Origin of the sequence: Mesorhizobium sp. M1328, assembly GCF_040318075.1 — a bacterium.
Classification (GTDB): Bacteria; Pseudomonadota; Alphaproteobacteria; order Rhizobiales; family Rhizobiaceae; genus Mesorhizobium.
In genome coordinates, this window is sequence record NZ_JAMYLO010000005.1 from 31,143 (window position 1) to 51,599 (window position 20,457).

Consider the following 20,457-nt stretch of genomic DNA (forward strand, 5'->3'; position numbering starts at 1 on the left):
ATCTCAACGACGGCTGGAGCGAGGTGGTGCTGCTGGAGCCGGGCCAGTATTTCCACGCATGGGACCACGAGAAGACCCCGAAGAAGAAGGGCGGCAAGGTCTTCATCGCGGTCACGTATCGCGGCGAGGTCGAGTGTCACGAGGGCTGGCTGTCACACAAGCAAGTCCGCCGCGCCCGCGAGGGCGGCGAGCAAGAAGAAACAGCCGCCGAGCCGCCGCGCCCCGAACTCACCGGCCCGATGCAGAACTATGTCGATCTGCATCGCCATGCTGCCGTGCGTGCGGCCATGCTCGACCATCCCGCCGTGGCGCTGCGCCTCGTGGTGGCGCACGCCATCACCGGTTCCGGCCTGTGGCAGGTGCGCCCCGAGCCACAGCGCGCAGTCAACGAGACGGTGACTGCCAGCCTTGCCGGCTGCAAGGCTGAAGCTGCATTCGGCAAAAAGCGGCGCGAGGTGTTGGCCCTGGTCGGATCACCGGATGAGGATGGAGTGGTGGCCGGCGGCAATGGCGACGCCTTTGCTATCGCCGGCGTGTTCGCGCGCCTCTTGGCGCTCTGCGACGACGATGTCATGCGCGTTCTCACCCTTGTCATGGCCGAGACGCTTGCAGCCGGCAGCGCTGTCATCGAGGCACTTGGCAATCATCTGAACGTGGATATGGGCGCATGGTGGGAACCGGACGATGCGTTCTTCGACCTCTTGCGCGACAAGGAAATCGCCAATTCGATGCTGGCCGAGGTCGGCGGCAAGCTGGTCGCGGATGGCAATGTCGCCCAGAAGGTCAAGGCGCAAAAGAAGATCATCCGCGACTTCCTGGCGGGCGAGAATGGCCGCCTCAGGGTCGAGACCTGGCTGCCGCGCTGGATGAATTCCCGGCCGAAAGCTACACCAGCCGCGGCGGCTTCCGCACCGCCGATCAGTGGACACAGGTACAGCCGCTGTTCGTCCGCGAATAATCGATCAGGGCCCGAGCGGCGGTTCTCTCGATTACCGCCGCTCAGGTCGCGCGCGCCGCTCCGGGTCGCGCGAGCCAGTGCCGCGCGCGAGAAATCCCGACGCCAACTCGCCCCCGTTTCGGCAGCCCTGCACCGCGCCGGGTTGCTTGCCGAGGCGCTCCGCGCATGGGCCAATTACCGATCCGGTTGCCGACAGAGCCCCCGCAGCCGGCGCCCTGCATTGCCGCCCGCTCTTGTGCCACCGATCGCGCCACCTGTCTCCATGTGTCTCAGGAACCATTCCCCTGCGGCTGGCTTGACGACCTATGGGCGGATCCGGCCCGCCCGAAACCCTCGCCAGCAGCTTTTTTCCCCGCCGCCTGCGGCGGCTTCCTCGCGCCGCTTCGCTTCAAAAAAGCTGTCCGCTCGGGTCCTCCGCTATCGCTGCGGCCGTCCCGGTTCCGGCGGTCCGGACGCGCCCATCACGGTCCGCCATCGCAGGGGAATGGTCCCCGGCGAGCACCAAAAGGAGACTGAAAATGACCGCGATCGGATACGTCACCAAACAGGAAAACGGCGGCTACAAGGGCCAGCTCAAGACGCTCAGCGTGCGCGCCGACATCGACATCGTGCCCAATCAGGCAAAGAGCGCCGACACCCATCCCGACTTCCGGGTGCTGACGCAAGGGGTCGAAGTAGGGGCCGGCTGGATCCGCACCGGCGAGACCTCCGGCAAGGACTATGTGAGCCTGTCGATTGCCGCCCCGGAGTTCGGCCCGCGCAAGCTCTACGCCAATCTCGGCCGCGCCGCCGGCCAGGATGACGACGACACATACGCCATCATCTGGAACCCCGTCGACTGAACCGCCAGCCTCGAGCCCCGCGCCGCAACCGGCGCGGGGCTCTTCTCAAGAAGGGGCGGCGAAAACTCGCCCCCCACTCTTCGCCCGTCCCCAAAACGATCTCGCTCGCCGATCCTCGCCTTCGCTTCTCCGTAACGAAACGAGGATCATCATGGACGACGAAAACGAACGCGCGGCCCGCGCCAAGAAGGGCAGTCCGTTTCTCAACACCGCGCAGGCCGCCTTCTATATCGGGCTGTCCCAGCGCACGCTGGAGAAGATGCGGCTCAAAGGCGGCGGCCCGCAATTTCGCAAGCACGGCCGCTATGTCCGCTATCACATCGACGAGCTCGACGACTGGTCGAAGGGACGCGCGCAGGAGACCAGGCCCGAGGATGGCGGGCACAATTCCGGCTCGGCCGGTGAGGGAGGCCGCTCATGAGCCGGCGTCCCACTATCCGTCTGATCGGCAGCCATCTGCGGCGCATTCGGGCGCGCAAGACGATCGCCGTGGCCACAATAGGCCTCAGCCTGATCGGCTTCGCCGCTTTCGACAACCCATCGCCCTGGCTGGTCTGGAACGCCTCGGCCAGTGCGCCGGTCGGCCTCTATCGCGTCGCGTCCGGATCGCCGGCTCGTGGCGATCTGGTGCTCGTCCGCCCGCCAAAACCGGTCGCCGATCTCGCCGCCGAACGCTTCTATCTGCCCAGCAACGTGCCGCTGGTCAAGCGCCTTGCCGCGCTGCCTGGCGAGCATGTCTGCGCCTTCGGCGACGCCATCATCATCGGCGGCGAGATTGTCGCGCGCCGGCTGGCAACCGACACGCAGCACCGTCCGCTGCCTTGGTGGAATGCCTGCCGCAAGCTCGCCGCCGACGAGTTTTTCCTGCTCGGCAACGATAGAAACCGCTCCTTCGACAGCCGCTATTTCGGGCCGGTGCCGGCCGAAAATATTGCCGGGAGGCTCGTGCCGCTATGGACCGAGTAACCCTCCTGATGCTGGGCATAGTCGCGATAGCGCCATGCGCCTGTTCCGCCGCGACCGACGCTCAGCCGGCCGCCATCTCCCGTGGTCCGCAGCTGGCAAGATGGCAGCCCTTGGTAGCCGAAGCGAGCCGGCGTTTCAGCATTCCACAGCCCTGGATTTATGCCGTCATGGATGCCGAAAGCCGGGGGCAGACAAGGCTGAATGGACGGCCGATCGCCTCACACGCCGGCGCCATTGGCCTCATGCAGGTGATGCCCGGCACCTACAAGGAGATGCGCGCAGAGCTTGGCCTGGGAGCCAGTCCGCACGACCCTCGCGACAACATTCTGGCAGGCACTGCCTATCTGCGCGCCATGTATGACCGCTTCGGCTTTCCCGGCCTGTTTGCCGCCTATAACGCTGGGCCGGACCGCTACGAACAGCATTTGCAGCGTGGGCGACCGCTGCCCAGCGAGACGGTTTCGTATCTGGAAGAGCTCAAGGCTGCGGGGATCTCCGCCGCTGACATGGACGCGTTCACCGGCAAATCCCGTTCCGGAAAAGCGCCGGAAATCCCGTCCGGGCAGTCGCTGTTTTTCCTGCGAAACGGTGTTTCCGTGACCGATCCGAATGGCCAAATCGTGGTGCCGCTCGGATCGGAGCGAGCAAGGTCAGGCCGGCCGGATCGCAGGTGAGGGCAGGGGTACCGTGGGTCGGGCGGGGCAGGGAGGCAGGGAGGCAGGTCCGCGGAAGGCAAGATAAAGGCATCGCCTCCTGGAGGCGGCGAAGTCTTTGTCTGCACATCGTTTTCCACGGAGGCTGCCTTCAGCGTCAGGAGAGCTGCTGCCGACAAACCTCTGATATTGCTTAAGATTACTAGGAGGCTCAATGCAGGATGAAGAGTTCAAGCCGAGCCTGGGCAAAATCGGATCGCGCGGCTCGAAGGCAGGCAAGCGTTTCGCCGGCCAGATCCGCGCCGCGATCAACCGAGCCGGCGGCGGCAGCGGTCGCCGTGGCCGCTTCATCGGAAGCCGGGCGGGGCGCGGCGGGGCTGCTGCCGCCGTTCTCAGAGCGCGCGACCCCCACGCGGCGTTTCGGCAGCGGCGCGCCGTCGTCAAGGCGCGTATCGTCAAGCTGGCCGGCAAGGGTGTTGACGGGGCACGTGCACACCTTCGCTACCTCCAGCGCGACGGCGTCACCCGCGAAGGCGAGCCTGGCGAGCTCTATAGCGCCGACAGCGACCGCGTTGATGGCAAGGCCTTCATCGATCGTGCCGATGGCGACCGGCATCAGTTCCGCTTCATCGTCGCCCCTGAAGACGGCATCGAGTATGATGACTTGAAGCCGCTCACGCGGCGCCTCATGGCGCAGATGGAAGAAGACCTCGGCACTAGACTCGACTGGGTGGCCGTCGATCATTTCAACACTGGTCATCCGCATACCCATATTATCGTCCGCGGCAAGGACGACCGCGACGAAAACCTCGTCATCGCGCGGGACTACATCTCGTCTGGAATCCGTGAACGGGCGGCGGAGCTGGTCAGCCTCGACCTTGGCCCGAGAACGGACCGCGAGATCGAGCAACGCCTGCGCCAGGAAATGGAGCGGGAACGCTTCACCAACATCGATCGGCAGCTGCTCCGCATGCGCGACCATGAGGGGCATGTCTCACCGGCCAGCCGAGACACGTTTCGCCAGACGCTGCACCAGGGCCGCCTGCGCAAGCTCGAGCGGATGGGTCTGGCTGAGGAAGTCGGCTCGGGCCGCTGGCGCCTTGATGGCGAGCTTGAAGCGACGCTGCGCCGCATCGGCGAGCGGGGCGACATCATCAAGACCATGCACCGCGAACTGACCGGCAAGGGGCTCGCCCGCAGTGCCGCCGACTATGTTGTCCATGATCGATCTGCAGAGCAGATGCAGCCTGTCGTCGGCCGCATCATTGCGCGCGGCCTGGCCGACGAAATCACTGACCGCCATTACCTCGTCGTCGACGGCGTGGACGGCAAAAGCCACTATGTTGATATCGGCAAAGGCGAGGCCACCCAACCGACGCCAGAGGGCTGCATAGTGCGGGTCACGCCGAGGGACACCGGGCCAAGGCAAGTCGACCGCACAATTGCCGAGATCGCCACGGCCCATGACGGGCGCTACAGCATCGATATCCATCTCAAGCATGACCCGTCGGCCACCGAACGCTTTGCCGAAACGCACGCGCGGCGACTGGAGGCGATCCGCCGGGCGACCGGTCGTGTCGAGCGCGAGCCGGACGGCACCTGGATCGTCGCACCGGATCATCTCGACCGTGTGTCTGACTACGAGCGTCAGCGGGCCGGGGCCGAGCCTGTCACGGTTGACAAGCTCTCATCGACGCCGCTGGAACAACAAGTCAGCTTCGACGGCGCCACCTGGCTCGATCGAGAGCTGGTTTCCGACATACCGGAGGCCTTGCACAGCTCTGGTTTCGGCCGCGATGTCCGAGAGGCGCAAGGCCGCCGACGGCAGTGGCTGATTGCGCAAGGTCTTGCTCGGGAAGAGCAGGACCGGATCGTCTATCGCGCCAACGTGCTTTCGATGCTGCGCCAACGCGAGTTGAACCGCGTGGCCGGCCAGTTGTCGAACGAACTCGGTCTGCCCTATTCTGAAGCCCAGAGTGGAGATCGAATAGAAGGCACGCTCCGCCGCTCCGTCGAGCTCGCCGGCGGAAAATACGCTGTCATCGAGAAATCGCGCGAGTTCACGCTGGTGCCATGGCGGCCGGTGCTTGAGCATCATATCGGCAAGGAGGTTTCCGGCGTCGTGCGTGCAGAGGGGATTTCATGGACCATCGGCCGGCAGAGAAGCGGACCAAGCATTTCGTGACATGGCTACACAACTTCTTTTGCCCGCGTTGAAACAGGTACTCAGTCCGGACGGAGTTCGCCTGCTAATTGCCCGCGGCATTGATCTCGCGAGGGATAAATGGCTGGTCGTGCAAGACTTATCGTTCGCTCTACAAAATGCGCCGCGATGATTCATCGTGTTCCATGATTCTGAGCCAAAACCCTCCTGCGCCACCACGGCACTCTTCCCGGTGCCACGGAAGCCGCGCCGACGCGGCGGTGCCGGCCTGGTTGCACAGGGCTGCCCCCGACCCAAACAGTTGCGGCGCATTGAGGACATTGCAATCACTGACGGTGCAGCCATCGGCGCGCTCGATGAGATGGTCCGCCAGCTAGAGAGGTGGGCTGGCGCCTGGTGACAGCGCCTAGGGCTTTCGGCGGCCGTGGTACGGCGAAGCAGGCTCGCGGCGTCGAGGATGAAGCCGCACTTCGCGATGTTCTTCTGCTCACACGACCGGGAGACAAGGTCGACCCCGCGGGCCGGATGCTGTTGACCGGGCGTGAACTGGCAGCCCATCCCGCTGAGGATCTTCTAACGGGAGAAACCTCGCTGCGGTGGGGAAGATTTCGATCGTCGCCCGCGACGACGAGGCGGTCAGCGACCTGACCAGACGAGCTCGGCAGCTTTCCGCTGCGGCATGGTGACCGGCGCGATCATGGCCGCCGAATGAGATCGCTTCGAACGCACCGTCGGATGCTGGCTCGCCGACGCTTTACTGGCGCAGCGCCTGGGAGGGCACGAGATTCCGGTAGAGACCAGATGCACCTGGGAGGCGCGAACGTCCTCCAGGCCGAGCCGGTCCGGCGAGCGGTCGAATATCGCGAAAACTTGGCCACCGCGTGCACGTAGGATCGCTGGGTGGCCGGCGACAGATTGCGGATCGTCATGTCCTCGATCATGCGTCGGCGAAGAGGGCTCAACTCGGCCATCTCAAACTCTCAAACTCCTGTTCTCAAGATTGCGCTTCAACAGCCGCAATCCTTCAAAACAGAAGCGTCATCCGCAAACCCACGCACCAAATGACGCGTCAGCGGCTTCGTTCAATCCCTTTATGGGTCCGGATCCTAGCAGGTTGTGACCATTGCTGTGGCAATGCAGCAGTCCTGGATGGCTGCATCAAATAAGTTCCAAGATGCCCCGGGCGCGCTTCCACCGGACCACCTGGACGCTGCAGTTAAATGCACAAATCCACGCGCGTGCTGAAGCATCGTGAAAAATTCATGGATTATGACCCGATCCAATTTCGGTCGATCAATCAGCGCCCTTCGCCGGGGCTGTCGGTCCGCATCGCGCCTGACAGCGGCGCTATGCTGGCGCTCCCATGGCCGCCCTGTTGAATCGCTTTCTCCAGCACCGAACTGAATTGGTCCCGCTGGCGAACATTTCGATGCTTCCGCCTTGTAGGCCTTCTTTGTTGCGGCCGCCTCTGCGGCACGGCTGCGCCGACGTGAACGTGCTTGGCGGCACGTTTTGTCAGGGAGGGGAAAGAGGCGCGCGGCCCTCTCCCAGCAAGCCGCCGCTGGCGGATTCCTCCGTCTGCCCGCTGCGCTCCCTGCAGACCGGGGAGACCCTTCCGCCCCCCTTGCTCCCGCTGCTCGCCGCGATGCAGGGGGACAGGCGACCTGAACCCGTGCCCAAGCCGATCTGATGGCCGCAGAGGCGGTGGGGCTGGACATGGGCCCGTGGTGGACATACGTGCCACACAAATCCTCATGCTCGCCTAACCGGCTGCAACGTATGGCAATCCGGGCAGACCCGACGAAAGAAGGAGTAGGTCTCGGCCATTCCCGTGTCCGAACCCAGAAAAGTTACTGGTTTCCTTACGGGCGCGATACAAAGGGCACAGGCTGGACTTGGCTGCCGGGGGCGGGGCTTGTCGACCGCTCAATCGAAAGTGAGAGACGAGGAGGAGAATCACCGACCTGCAGAGCGGCAAGGCGCTCGCCTACTTCCCTGTCAGTCACCGTTAGCCGATGGTTTAGACGAAGATAGTCCGTCCATGTCGGCGTGCGGAATGTCTCGGTCCAATGAGTCGAGTTCTGAAGATCGCGCTGGAGGGTCCAGTCCCGCGCACCGGCACGGCTCTGAACGCGCCGCCTTTCGCGCATGCAGCTCAGAAATTCCTCGATATTCTCCTCGGGTATCGAGTACTCCACCTTGATCACGATCGGGCCGCTCCTGGGCTTCAAATCGAGGGCCAGTTCTGGTGGCCTGAAGTCGAAGGCCCCTTGATCCGATTCCTCCCATAGGCGGACCGGCAATAGCTTTCCCACAGCTGCAACCAGCAACAGCGCCGCTGCAGCACCTTCCAAAGCCCACGTCAGGGAATAGTTCTGCGCGACAGCACCCCAGATCCAGCTGCCCGCTGCCATGCCGCCGTAGGTCAGGGCGTAATAGATCGACAGGGTGCGACCAACGACCCACCTTGGGCTTGCCAACTGCACACACACGTCGGTTCCGGTCCAGGTGACAACCCAGCCTGCGCCAGCGATTGCAAGCGCGATCGCTGCTACAGCCACCGATGATGTGAGAGCCAGTAAAAGGCAACACGTTGCGCAAGCAACGGACGCGAACGTGATCAATCGATTTTGGGACGTGATGCGTCGCAAGTAGCTATTGCCAATGCCCGCGATGAAGGCGCCTGTGCCGAAGCCGGCCAACAGGACGCCGTAAACAATTGGCCCCCCCGCCAGTTGGTCGCGAACCAGGAGGGGGAGCAGAGCAAGGATCGAGATGCTTGACAGCCCGAACAGGGTTGCACGCACGATCGCCACTCTGATCTCCGAGGAGATTGCCGTGAAGCGCATGCCATCATGAATGGCCGTCGTCATCCGCTCGCGCGGAAGAGGCGAAGAGCGAACTTGCCACTTGGAGCGCAGTACAGCGCTCAACGGGACCAGGTCGGTCAGCGCAGCGAAGGCGAAAGCCGTAAGGGGGCCCAGCAAAGCCAAAATTACACCGCCAAGCGCCGGTCCTATGCTTCGAACCACGTTGTACCCCACCGACATCAGCGTCACTGCAGCGGGTATGTCGCGCTTTTCCAGGATGTCGCCGACCGAGGCGTGCCAGGCTGGATCATTCAAGGCAAAGCCGCATCCCGCCAAGAAACTCAGTCCCAAGATCAGCCATGGACTGACAAAGCCCAGTCCAACAGAGAGAGCCAGCGCCGTGGATGCCAGTGCGATCAGGCAATGTCCGGCAAGCATCACGCCGCGGCGGCTGAAGCTGTCTGCAATCGCTCCAGCAAGGATCGACAAGAAGAAGGCGGGCAGTGTCGATGCAGCCTGCACGAGCGCAACCATCAGATCGGAGGCTGAAATCGTTGCCATAAGCCAGCTTATAGCCACGCTCTGCACCAGCCAGCCAAGGCTGGATATCTGCGTGGCTGTCCAGATCGAACGAAAGACCGGATTCTGAAGAGGGATCAGTGTGTTTGCCGCAAAGGGCGGGGAATCTTGACGCCGCATGACTTCTCACCTCCACCACGTAGTTCTTTCGCTCACTCACTTGCTGACAGCGGTGCGCTTACGCACAGCTGCGTCACAACCAAGTTCCGATATCGCGCTCGCAACAAAGTAGATGTCGCATCCACGGTGCTGATGCGCGATGAGTGTGCCAGTTGGGCGTCAGCTGGTCTGGGTCGCGCAGCCCGATGGGGTGCGGTCTGCCCTGCGACTCTTGGCCTTGGACGGTGCTACCGCCCCGATGGCCGGGTTGTCAAACTGCCACGGTGCTAGCAGCGCCCATCCCATCCTGACAGGCATGAGCGTACGACGCAGCGCATCGCTGGTATCGGAGGCGGGTGCAAGATCAAGGGTGGCATCGTCTTGACAAGTACGAGCTGGTGGACGCCTTCGCCCGACCTATCACATCGGCGATTTATGGGGCCGCCGTTCAACTCGTTGGTCTATGCACAAAAAACATAATACGCTTCAAAAGACGTTTCGTGTCGGCGCAGGCGCCGAGGAGGGCGCGGAAGCCTTTACCATCGTCATCCCGCCACCGAACGTCACTGGCTCGCTGCACATGGGCCATGCGCTCAACAACACGCTGCAGGACATTCTGGTGCGCTTCGAGCGCATGCGCGGCAAGAACGTGCTGTGGCAGCCCGGCATGGATCACGCCGGCATCGCCACGCAGATGGTGGTCGAGCGCCAGCTTATGGAGAAGCAGATCCACCGCCGTGACCTGACGCGCGACGAGTTCATTGAGAAAGTCTGGGAGTGGAAAGCCGAATCCGGCGGCGCGATCTTCAACCAGTTGAAGCGGCTGGGGCCTCGGCCGACTGGAGCCGAGAACGTTTCACCATGGACGAGGGCCTGTCCAGGGCGGTGCTCGAAGTGTTCGTCACGCTCTACAAGGAAAGGCCTGATCTACAAGGACAAGCGCTTGTCAACTGGGACCCGAAGCTCTTGACCGCGAGTCCGACCTTGAGGTCGAACAGCAGGAGGTCAACGGCAATCTCTGGCATTTCCGCTACCCCGTCGAGGGCGAGGTTTTGGATCCGGAAAATCCTAAAACCTTCATCACCGTGGCGACGACCCGCCCGGAGACGATGCTGGGCGATATGGCGGTCGGCGGTGCATCCCGACGACGAGCGTTTCCGGCATCTTGTCGGCAAGAACCTCATCCTCTGCCGATCGTCGGCCGCAGGATCGCGGTGGTGGCGGACGAGTATTCTGATCCGGAGAAAGGCAGCCGCGCGGTCAAGATCACGCCGGCGCACGACTTCAACGAATTTGAGGTCGGCAGGCGCCATAAGTTGCCGGCGATCAATATTCTCACCATAGAGGGGCGGTCACCCTCACGGACAATGACGACTGTCTCGCCGGGCTGGAGGTGGCGCCGTAGCGCCATGCGGTCCGGGACGAGCTCGACGGTCTGACGCTTACATCTCGCCGAACTGGTCCAAGCAAGCATGAATTCCATAACCAGGCGCCGACGTGGAACTATCTCGTCGTCCACGCCCACGGACGCATCACTGTCCGGGATGATGAGCGCTATGTGCGCCGTAACGTGGCGAAGCTCACTCACATGCATGAAGCCTCGCAGCCTGCCCCGTGGAAGATGGGCGACGCGCCGAAGGACTTCATTGACACGATGGTGAAGGCGATCGTCGCCCTGGAAATCGAGATCACCAGCCTGGTTGGTAAATCAAAACTCAGCCAGAACAAAGAGGTGCGCGACATTCAGAACGCTGGTGAAATGCTGAATGCCCGAGGCGTCAATGGGATGGGAGAAGCGATGCTCGCGGTTGCGGCGGCCAAATCCCAATAGCAACTATCTTGTCCCGACAAGCCGCTGGTGCTGGATTTCCAACGGGTGACCTTGAGAGACAAATGCTTCGGCTCGCCGGAAACGCGACCAGCATCTGACCACCCGCTATGCGGCAGATGGACAAGAACTCAGGCCGCCATCGCCAGCCACATCCGCAATGCCGCCGGATCGATGGAAGCTGCTTACCCCGCCAGTCTCTCCGGTCATGCCGCCTGCGTCGTTAATACCTTGAACAGCAGCCTGGCGGTTAAACCGCCTTGCGTGTTCGGTATGGCGGCACAGCGGTTTGGAGATCGGCGAACGCCACGCCCCACGGTAGCGATGCCTCGCATGACCAAGCAGCGGCATGTGCGGCAGGCTTGCACCCGCTTCAGATGCGAGACGGGTCAAGACAATCATCCTGCACAACGCCACGCGGCGGTGAGCCGGTTTCGAAAAGGGCCGGCCCCGGCCGTTCATACAAGTGGAGTTGGGGGCGCGGGGCCGGATCAAGCCTATCGCGTTGGACCCGCCGGGACCGCGCGTACATCATCCCGGCAACGCCAGGCGCTCGCCTCGCGTCATGCGGGCTTCGGCTTGGCGCGCCGAATGTCTGGACCGGCATCGCGGAGCAATGGCGCACCAGTCTACGACATGGTGCGTAGTCGCCATGCTGCCCCTGGCCAGATCGTAGGTGACCTCGGCTTGTTCGCCATGGCGAGCCGAAGCACGTTGACGGCCGTGCCGGGTGATGCGCCGTCCCAGACTATCATCCCAAAATCGGCGCGCGCCATCTCCCGGTCTTTGGCGGCGTAGATCCAGTATCCTCTAGCACCTTCAGGAGACGGGACCCGGTAGGCAGCCCAGTCGCCCAGATCATTGCGGGGTTCCTTGGCCGCATGGAAGACCCCGACATGTTTGTAGCCGTCGCCCGCGAGCAGGCCCTGCGCCTCGGCATCGGCTCCAGACGCGTCGCCAATCAGCACGCCGTGCACGGCAACAACGATTGGGCGGATCCGAGCGATGGCAGGTTCCGTCAGCTCAAATATCTCGCGTGAACCCCCTATGAATATCATCGACATCATGACTTTCCCTTCTCTCCAGGGCTCCCTCGCTCTGACCGCCGTCTCCCTCTGGCCCTGCGTGAGGGGTCACCCGAACGCCGAGACGGCGAAGCCGGCTCGGGGAGCGGCGGGACGCCGCAACTAGAGCCCGGTCGGCGGCAGGCCGGCGCGCAGACCTGCCGCTTCCGGAGGCGCTACGCGCGCGGAGCTAGTGGCCTTTGTCGGCCAGCCAGAGGCTCACGTCCTGGATCGAGCGCATGAGCACCGACGGATTGTCCCGCGCGGGAATGAAGCCCCAGCTCTGCCAGTAGCGCTCTGCCTCGGCGTCGATCGCCCGCACCACCACCGCGCGGCCGCCGACGATGTCGGCGCCGGCGACGCAGCGATACAGCGCGTCCTTGACCAAGCCGCTACCGACGCCTTGTCCGGCATAGCGGTGGTCGATGGCGAGTTGTCCGATCAGCAGGCAGGGGATCGGATCGGGCGGGCGTCCGGTGCGGATGGCGCGCGGTGCGCTATTTGGCTGGATCACGCCCGGCGCGAGGCCGTAATACCCGACGACTGTTCCCTCGTCGTGAACGACCAGGACGCGGGTAAACCCGCGGGCCTGGTTCGTTCGCGCGAAGCCGGCCAGCCAAGCATTGAGCGCCGGCTTGCCGCAATCGAAGCTGTCGAGGCGGTGTGCGTGGTCGAGGAGTTCGATGCCTGAAAGCGCCACCTAGCGGTCCCAGGGCGGGGACCGACGCAGCCGCTCGGCCGCCTTCGCCGGGGGCGCAGCGGCCGGGGCTGAGATCGCCTGCATGAAGGCGTCATAGGCTTCCGGGGACACGCGGATGACGGTTTCGTTGAGGATGGCCGCCTGCGCCTCGTGCAGTGCGGCGCGCCGCATGAACTCCGTGCGCGACAGGCCGAGCAGCTCCGCGCCGCGGTCGATGATGGTGAGATCATCGTCGCGAAACCGCATCGAGACGGGTGCTTCCTTCCTGGTGGGTGTGGTGGCCATGGCGCGCTCCTGTGCTGCGGACGTATATACGTTAGTGTAACGCGGAACGCAATACTACGTTCCCTGGCGACGTCTCGTGGCGGATGGTCTCAGGATTTCTCGCCGCATCGGTTCTTCTCGGCTTCTCGCCCCAGTCGCCATTGCCGCAACCCAGAGCAAGGTGGCTTTGGTCAGCTCCGGGGATCAATTACGGCTTAGAAAGCGCATTTGTTTTTGGCGGCCGGATGAGCGGGTCCAGAAGCGAAGTCGCTGCCATGACTGTCGCCGGACGAGCCCCGGCTATCCCGAAGCTGATGAACATCTGACGCGATGGCGACTTTCGGGCCGTCACGCCACAAAGGAGGAACGGCTATGAAGCCTGGGCGGCGGCACTTTCATTCTCAGGCGCCGCTCTATGCCACCTGTCGGCCAATGTGACATCGCCACTGCGGTCCTTCGAACAAGTCGATTCGATTCTGAATTTCGGCCTTTAGATGATTGTAGCGATTGAATCAGCGACAAGGGCTGGGCAATCGCGGTTGTGGTGACCGCGAGCCACTAAGTTTGTGCCGTACCCTTACAATGATTCATCAAGGCGTTTACCTCGGCAATCACGAGATCCGGCGTGATGTCGAACTTGCATCGGACTTTGACCGGACAATGCCGCACTTGGTCCAGACCACATCCGCGACATTCAATAACACTCATAAGCATGCTGACCAAGGGACCTCGAAACCCCCAAATCTCCGGTAGATGTGACGCCGTGAAAATGCCGATAGTAGGGCGGCCAAGCTGGGCAGCGACATGGCCGGTGCCTGAATTGTTCGAAACGACGAGGGCGGCCGAATTCACGAGACAATTGAATTCCAATTCTGACAAGTCGACAGCCGTCCGAATGTTCGCGGCCCCACGTTCCCTAGCTATCTTCGCAACCTCCTCAAGCGCTTCCAGGCATTCGCCACGGCCAACGAGGACCACCTCACCACGGGTCGAAAGAGCAGCGACAACTTTGCCAAAACTTTCAATCGGCCAATCTCGCAGGCTGGAATTGGAGAACGGAGCCACGACAATCGGGGCATTGCCTGTAGTCGAATTCTGTGGGTGACCCGCTCCGCTTTCGAAATAGGCAGCTGCCTTTGCGACCAGAAAGAGGAGGATTTCTGACACATGCTGGAGACGCACCTGCTTACGGTCAATGAACCAATCAAGCCATCTACGGGGGATTTTGTTAGCAAGCCCTATTTTTTGGACCAGCTTGTAGAAAATGGTTCTGCGCAGTTTCAGATTGAATGGCGCTATCGCAATATCGATCTGATGCATGCTGTACGGATCAACTATCGCCGCACGGTGCCTGGCGGGAACTTCAAGCAAGATCGGCCTTGTTTCTTCCGGAACACGCATATCAATGGCAAGATCAAACTCGCCGGTCAGCAGCGGCCTTATGTCCGCGGCTTCTTTGCGCGTTTTGACTTTTGGGTTGCGAGGAAAAAAGTCAAAAGCAACGTGATCGTCGGCGAGGTCGAACTGTTTTGCAGTAGCGATGTTCCAGCTTCCCACCACCAGCGTAATGTGGGCATGCGCAAAACGCTGACGAAGGTCCTTTAGAGGCCCTAGAGACATCCAAAAGTCGCCGACATGATCAAGCTTGAGGACCAAAATTCTCATCCTTGCGCTTGACTGTTCCGGCTCTTCCCAGCTGCGGTATATAATTTGATTGCCGTCGTGCTTTGTAAAATATGCCATTGCCATTCCGAAAATTATACGGTCAACACTGATAGCCCAGTGACGCGTGTGTAGGTTGGAGTGCTCCCCACTTTGTCCGCGTCTCCGCAAGAATTCTGCCATCAGATCCAAGCCGCGCTCCAGCAGGAGCTGTTGGGCGAAGTCTGCATCTCTAGCGATGGTAGCGCGCCAAGAAAGCCAGCTATGTCCCGACCCGCAATGTGAAGGGATTCGTCACGGTCTCGCATGCAGTGAGTTCGGCAACGCCGAGTAGACGGTGATCGCCAAGCCGCCGTCCCCAGATCTCGGAGCATAACGGCAGTGGCCTCGCTCTTTGGTCGATGCTGATCCTGAATGCGACCGTCGCCGCCGGCGACGACACCGCCGGCCGCATTGACCGTCTCGGGCACGCCCTGTCGCTGTGGTCCCGCATCACGGTCGCTAGCAAGGACCCGCCGCAGCCGCTTTTTTCTGCGCGTCCGGTCGTCCAAGGTGAAGTGGACGAATCAACCCTGTGATGAAGTCGACTGCCTGCCAGCGGTGAGGTGGCAGGCGGCATCGATGAACACCATTATTCGCCGAGCTTGGATAGCGGCACCTCTATCACGCTGAGAGCCTGTTATGCTGGTCCAGCGTTTGATCGCAGTCTTGATCCATGCGAGCAGCTTGTGAGGGATGCAATCGAACGAGGCGCTGCTCCCACAGCCGTCGCAGGCCCTCCATCAGAGCTTCACGCTTAGCCTGATCCGGCGCAATTGTATTGAGGAGATCTCCCAACACGGCTTCGCCCTCAATCCGCATCAGCAGATTAAACAAGTCGTGTGAAATTCGTACACTGTCACTGCTGAAGTGGGTCGTGCTGATCTCGCAGTGAGTCTCCCGACGATCTGGCGCTTTGTAAGCGCGGGTTTGATGGAGGGACACATAGGGCGGCAACGAAACCGCAAGCGCAGTCCAATCCTGCAGCGTTGCAGCCCGCTTTTTTACCAGGAAGGGCCCGACCACAAGTCCATCCAGCTCTGTCGTCAGAAAGGTGGCAATCGCGTCTGCAACCGAATCCACGATCGGTTCGGCATTGTTGTTAAAGGACGTATTGAGCAGAATTGGAGTGCCTGTGCGCTTCTTGAACGCATTGATGACCTCCCAGTACGCGGGATTGGCGTTGCGCGATACTGTTTGCAGGCGAGCGGTACCGTCGACGTGCGTGATGGCACCGAGCAAGGCGCGCTTTGAGTCACGCACGCGAACGACGAAATTCATGAATGGAAATTCGTGCCTACCGTCCGGGAGGTCGAAAAATTCGCTCGCATCCTCCTCCAGCACAGATGGCGCGAAGGGCCGATAGCCTTCGCGCTTCTTGACCATCGCATTGATCCGGTCCTTGTTTGCGGCGGGCCGAGGGTCGGCAAGAATGCTGCGGTTGCCCAGCGCACGTGGCCCAAACTCCGAACGACCCTGCACCCAGCCGATCACGGCGCCGTTGGCGATCCAGTCGGCTGCACTGCTTGCCACGTCATCAGAGCGTTCAACCTCGAGATGTCCGGCCCATGCATTCAGTTCCTGTTGCACGGCGCGCTCGCTCCCGAGATCAGGACCCCAATAGACCTCCTGCAGTCGCTCACACGGCGCGGGGCGGCCCATCTCGTTAGAGACTATCAGCGCAGCTCCCAATGCGCAGCCAGCGTCGTGAGACGCGGGTTGCACGAAAATGTCTTCGAAAAGCCCTGAATACAGCAGCTTACCGTTCATCGTGCAGTTGTGGGCCACCCCCCCCGCCAGGCACAACCGCTTCATGCCGGTGGCCTCACGGTGATGCCGGAGAATGTGGAACACGATCCGCTCAAGCGCTTCCTGCAGTGACGCACTCACATCTCGATGCTGCTGGGTGAAGGGCATTCCCTTTCGCCTGACCTCGATATTGCGGAGCAACGCCGGACCGATGCGGTCGAGGTGAACACGGTAGCCACCGCCGTTGGCGGAGAGCTCGTAGAACTGCTCGAAGAGCTCGCGATAGGGAGCGGGGTCGCCGTAGGGCGCGAGTCCCATTACCTTATACTCGTCGAACAAGCCGTAGCCGAGATAGCGGATCGTCTCGAGATAAAACAGCCCAAGAGAATTGTTCTCGGGGAAAGCCTCGAGTTGCGTAATTTCTGTGCCAGACCCTACCGCCAAGAGGCCCGATAGGAAATCACCAGAGCCATCAATCGCTAGAATGAGACTTTGTTCGAAGCCCGACATTGCAAAGGCGCTCACGGCGTGCGCCTGATGATGACTTACGAATGAAATACGCGAACTGTCCAACTTAGTGCCGAACTCACGCGTTAACAGATCCTGCACCAACGTTTTAGCATCCAACGGAATGGAGAGAATGTCCGGGTGGGATGCGGACATACCTTCAAGCATGGCGTTGGCATAGGGCTCGCTGGCGTAGAGCGCGACACGATCAATGTCGTTGAGCTGAACCCCCGCCGCTGACAGACAGTATTGAATCGAACGAATTGGGAGCTTGTTGGAGTGTTTCATCCGATTGAGGCGTTCCTCTTCGACGGCTGCTATCACCCGTCCGTCTCGGACGAGCACCGCGGCGCCATCGTGCATAAAGGCGTTCCGAAGCTCGAATCGGTTTTCATGGACTTGGTCAAGTCCGCCGCTAATTCCTAGACACAGCATTTCTTTCTCCACATAGTGACGGGCAAGCCAAATTGGCCTGCCTCAGACCGTTTCCAACTAAATAGGCCGCGTTGTCGCTTGCAGCTGCAACCGCCTGTCAGGCATCACCGGCATCAAAGAACGCCTCATAAGGGTCCGCCTGAATCAACATGAGATGCTTCGATCGTGGCGCCTGCCGTTCCATGACGCCGAGAGCTTGGCTGGATCATCGAATCTTGAGCGGCTGCTGACTTGCATGCCGGCGATGCCGTTTTCATCTGCAGCACGAACTTGTGACGCGGGCTGCCTATATCCTTGCGAAGGGGCGGCTGTTGACGAATAATGCCGCGCCGTGAACTGGCCCGATTTCATTCCCCGAAAGACCGTCGCACAGGCGAGTGACATGTGCTGCACTGTCCGCCTGCTTCCCGGTCGCACATCCGATAACGCCTTCGCTTGTGCAGGAGGCCGCATCGCGTCATTCGTCGGCCAAACATGGCACCGACTGGAAGCCCGGCAATACCGCGTAGATGTAAAGTGCGCTGATGTTGTATGGTAGCGCTGCCGGCCGGGTCTCCAATCCGCTGCCCAAACGAGCGGACTGCCTGCGGCAAAAAGCCCGCCACAAGCAGAATCGCGCTGGGCAGCTGGCTCGCCTGCAAGACTTCGCAGCTCAGGAACATTGGGGACGACTAGCGTCGAACCGCCGACATGATCGGCCAGTTGCAACTCACTTCTCGGCACGACCTCCACTGCACGTCAGGGCGCATGGAAGATTTTCTCCTTTGGATGGGTGATCGGTGCGGACGTGCTTTTGTCCATGCAAGATTTCCGAAGAGTTATGAAATCGTTTGTTTCGATCAAAGTCATCCACACTATGAATAGCTGCCGGACATGCGCTTCAAAGGGGCTTCAGGCTTCCCGGATGGCTACTCCGATTCGAAGCGCGTGGCATTCCATGCGCTCTATGACAACATTTTTCAGCAAAGGGTATGAGAGCAAACCCACACTTCTTTTTCAGAAGTCGCTTCGAAGCAGCCGAGGCCTTGATGGGCTTCTTCACCAAGTTCGGCGATGGTGCCGCAGACATTCTTCCTCTTTCCGGGCTGAACAAGCGCAGAGTTCGCGCCTTGGCAGTGTATCTGGGCGCTCCGTCTGATCTTGTTGAAAAGATCCCGACCGCCGACCTGGAGAACCTCGTCCCGGTCTCACATACGATGAGATTGACGACTTCCTCGAAGGCCAAGAGATCAACGAAGCGGCGCACAGGCGTATACTTCATGCGCATTCCAGCACAGCCCATAAGCGAGCGCTTCCCGTCACAACGATTGCCATGACGGGTTCGATATTTAGGCATCGGCAATAGCGTCTCAACATACACGATCGATGGGCTTGCCGCAGTTAGGCAGCTAGCGGCCTGAATTACCGCTGGAGCGAAGCGCTGCTCTTTCAGCCCGCATGCGGTCATGAGGTTGACAGTGTCGGCACGTATCGCCGAGGCCGGCACGCGAACTCATTCTCCCTGAATGCCTGCTCTATCGATCTTCCGCAGCGTACCCACTTGACCGGTCGCTTCGACATTCCAGGCACCCGGATTGTAGCCGATCCTTGCCGCTCTCCTTCGGCCGGTCGCAATGCTAGACGTGCGGCCGTTACGCGATGCAGAGCTGGTTGTCAGATGCGTGATGCGAAACGTGAGATGCAGCTCCAGTTTTGGCGATGGCGGGCTCGCCGCATTGTTGATATTCTCCGCACGGAACAGGCGCGCAAATGACACCGGATTCAGAGAAGGCCGAGGCGGTCGAGCAGTTACTTGATACACCTGACCTTGCAACCGCACTGGAAAGCGAACAGTTCAAGAAATTCCTCGACCAGGTGCCGATCGCCATAGCCGTTTCGGACCTTGCCGGTGAAGAGCGCGTGGTCTACGCCAATCCGGAATTCGAGAAACTCTCAGGCCTGATGGCCGCCAGGCTCACCCAAGAAAACTGGGCGGCCCTTTTAGGGACGGGCCTCCATCAGCAAAAGGACAGGCCGCTAGCCGAGGCGGTGGTCGAGGGAACCGATTTGGTCGGCACCTTCAGGCTGGAGCGCGGCGAGGACAAACCCGCGATCGTCGACGTTTATTCCAACGTGATCGAGGACGACAACGGCAAGATGTGCTTCCGGCTGGTGGCCCTGGTCGACGTATCGGCTCACGGCGAGGCGGGAGATCAGCGCTCGGTGGAGGAGCGTGTCAGCGAGAAAGACACGCTGCTGCGCGAACTGCAGCACCGGGTGAAGAACAACCTGCAGATGATCACCGCGCTGATCCGGCTGGAAAGCCGCAACGCGACCGAGGCCGACCGGAGACGGTTTGAGCGGCTCGCCGGTCGCGTCGACGCTCTGGCGATCCTCTACCAGACGCTAACGGCCGACGAGCCGAAGGAGGAGGTCGATCTTGGCGTCTATCTCAGCCAGATCGCGTCCGCGGTGATGAGCTCGCATGCAGTCGAGGGGATCCGCCTGGATATGAAGGTGGATACATATCCCGTGTCAATAAACGTCGCCATGCCGGCGGGACTGGTCGTGAACGAACTGCTGACCAATTCACTGAAGCATGCGTTCAAAGGACGCGATGGCGGCACGATAACGCTGCACAGCATCGTCAATGGCGACGGCTGCCGGGTTATAGTGGCGGACGACGGAATCGGCCTGCCGGAAGGCGAGACGTGGCCCAAGCCAGGGAAGCTCGGAGCGCTGATCGCGCGCTCGCTGACCGAGAACGCCAAGGCGCAGCTCGCCGTCGAGTCCAGCGCCAACAAAGGGACGAAGGTGACCATCGTTTTCAAGCGGTCGGCGGCAGCAAGCTGAACGGTTGCTGTCGAACATAGCAGGCTGGCGGCTGGCTTCATGTCGCGGCTTTGAGCAGGTGGCTGCAAATAGGCTAGGTCGCCCTTCACGGCCTGCTTCACATGGTCGAGGTCTTCCATTATGCTCCAGGCTTGCTGCTTCTGACTTCGGCGGCCAGTCCATCCCCACCTAGCGGAAGCCACTCCCGCCTGATTGCGTTGCGGCTTGAGTCTTGACGGCGGGGGCACCTGACGCCTTCGCGCTCATCACGCGCGGGCCGGCAATTCAGCAGCGAGTCATCGCTTGGCCAATCTTGCCGAGGACGAA

At 61.4% G+C, this 20,457-nt stretch carries 14 protein-coding genes and 3 pseudogenes; 10 read left to right on the top strand and 7 right to left on the bottom strand.

From position 1 onward, the window contains the following. The first annotated feature begins 1,476 nt into the window (after positions 1-1,476). The 5 genes from NKH23_RS12905 to rlxS all read left to right on the top strand — a co-directional run bounded on the left by NKH23_RS12905 (position 1,477) and on the right by rlxS (position 5,604). Positions 1,477-1,800: a DUF736 domain-containing protein gene (locus tag NKH23_RS12905; protein WP_023672372.1), complete on the top strand. Its 324-nt coding sequence runs from the start codon at positions 1,477-1,479 to the stop codon at positions 1,798-1,800. A 151-nt stretch (positions 1,801-1,951) separates the two neighbouring features. Next, a complete protein-coding gene (locus NKH23_RS12910; protein WP_352453595.1) occupies positions 1,952-2,221 on the top strand; it encodes a helix-turn-helix transcriptional regulator in 270 nt (89 codons plus the stop codon). Beyond that, the gene (gene lepB, locus NKH23_RS12915; RefSeq protein WP_352480250.1) at positions 2,218-2,766 is read left to right on the top strand and encodes a signal peptidase I; all 549 of its coding nucleotides are present in this window, start codon (positions 2,218-2,220) and stop codon (positions 2,764-2,766) included. Before NKH23_RS12910 ends, lepB begins: the two co-directional genes overlap by 4 nt. A gap of 8 nt (positions 2,767-2,774) precedes the next feature. Further along, positions 2,775-3,440 (top strand): lytic transglycosylase domain-containing protein, encoded by a 666-nt coding sequence (locus NKH23_RS12920; protein WP_502912353.1) that lies wholly within the window; start codon positions 2,775-2,777, stop codon positions 3,438-3,440. 193 nt (positions 3,441-3,633) lie between these two features. After that, positions 3,634-5,604, top strand: a complete 1,971-nt coding sequence (gene rlxS / locus NKH23_RS12925) for a relaxase/mobilization nuclease RlxS (RefSeq protein WP_353034762.1) — start codon at positions 3,634-3,636, stop codon at positions 5,602-5,604. Between the two features lie 753 nt (positions 5,605-6,357). Here the strand turns inward: rlxS and NKH23_RS12930 are convergent. Continuing rightward, a pseudogene (locus tag NKH23_RS12930) lies at positions 6,358-6,554 on the bottom strand (phage integrase N-terminal SAM-like domain-containing protein); the annotation flags it as partial. 891 nt (positions 6,555-7,445) lie between these two features. Further along, entirely contained in the window at positions 7,446-9,092 is a 1,647-nt protein-coding gene (locus NKH23_RS12935; protein WP_353034764.1) for an MFS transporter, read from the bottom strand. A 442-nt stretch (positions 9,093-9,534) separates the two neighbouring features. Here NKH23_RS12935 and NKH23_RS12940 point away from each other — a divergent pair. Both NKH23_RS12940 and NKH23_RS12945 read left to right on the top strand, forming a co-directional pair. Then, a pseudogene (locus NKH23_RS12940) lies at positions 9,535-10,417 on the top strand (class I tRNA ligase family protein); the annotation flags it as partial. A gap of 89 nt (positions 10,418-10,506) precedes the next feature. Continuing rightward, entirely contained in the window at positions 10,507-10,902 is a 396-nt protein-coding gene (locus tag NKH23_RS12945) for an FMN-binding negative transcriptional regulator (RefSeq protein WP_352453596.1), read from the top strand. Positions 10,903-11,528: 626 nt separating this feature from the next. Here the strand turns inward: NKH23_RS12945 and NKH23_RS12950 are convergent. The 4 genes from NKH23_RS12950 to NKH23_RS12965 all read right to left on the bottom strand — a co-directional run bounded on the left by NKH23_RS12950 (position 11,529) and on the right by NKH23_RS12965 (position 14,670). Continuing rightward, on the bottom strand, positions 11,529-11,963 hold the full coding sequence (locus tag NKH23_RS12950; protein WP_353034766.1) for a hypothetical protein: 435 nt from the start codon (positions 11,961-11,963) through the stop codon (positions 11,529-11,531). A gap of 190 nt (positions 11,964-12,153) precedes the next feature. Then, positions 12,154-12,663 carry a GNAT family N-acetyltransferase gene (locus NKH23_RS12955; protein ID WP_352835552.1) on the bottom strand — a complete coding sequence of 170 codons (510 nt, stop codon included), beginning with the start codon at positions 12,661-12,663 and terminating at the stop codon, positions 12,154-12,156. Continuing rightward, positions 12,664-12,948 carry a type II toxin-antitoxin system TacA family antitoxin gene (locus tag NKH23_RS12960; RefSeq protein WP_352453587.1) on the bottom strand — a complete coding sequence of 95 codons (285 nt, stop codon included), beginning with the start codon at positions 12,946-12,948 and terminating at the stop codon, positions 12,664-12,666. A gap of 537 nt (positions 12,949-13,485) precedes the next feature. Then, a complete protein-coding gene (locus NKH23_RS12965) occupies positions 13,486-14,670 on the bottom strand; it encodes a glycosyltransferase family 9 protein (protein WP_352791170.1) in 1,185 nt (394 codons plus the stop codon). A 320-nt stretch (positions 14,671-14,990) separates the two neighbouring features. Between NKH23_RS12965 and NKH23_RS12970 the strand changes: the two genes are divergently transcribed. Next, positions 14,991-15,167 carry a hypothetical protein gene (locus NKH23_RS12970; protein ID WP_352457364.1) on the top strand — a complete coding sequence of 59 codons (177 nt, stop codon included), beginning with the start codon at positions 14,991-14,993 and terminating at the stop codon, positions 15,165-15,167. Positions 15,168-15,252: 85 nt separating this feature from the next. On the opposite strand, the gene NKH23_RS12975 is transcribed toward NKH23_RS12970, so the two are convergent. Then, the gene (locus tag NKH23_RS12975) at positions 15,253-17,319 is read right to left on the bottom strand and encodes a carbamoyltransferase family protein (RefSeq protein WP_352457394.1); all 2,067 of its coding nucleotides are present in this window, start codon (positions 17,317-17,319) and stop codon (positions 15,253-15,255) included. Positions 17,320-18,332: 1,013 nt separating this feature from the next. Between NKH23_RS12975 and nadE the strand changes: the two are divergent. Both nadE and NKH23_RS12985 read left to right on the top strand, forming a co-directional pair. Beyond that, a pseudogene (gene nadE, locus NKH23_RS12980) lies at positions 18,333-18,664 on the top strand (NAD(+) synthase); the annotation flags it as partial. Positions 18,665-19,068: 404 nt separating this feature from the next. Further along, a complete protein-coding gene (locus NKH23_RS12985) occupies positions 19,069-20,151 on the top strand; it encodes a sensor histidine kinase (RefSeq protein WP_352874785.1) in 1,083 nt (360 codons plus the stop codon). Positions 20,152-20,457: the final 306 nt, after the last annotated feature.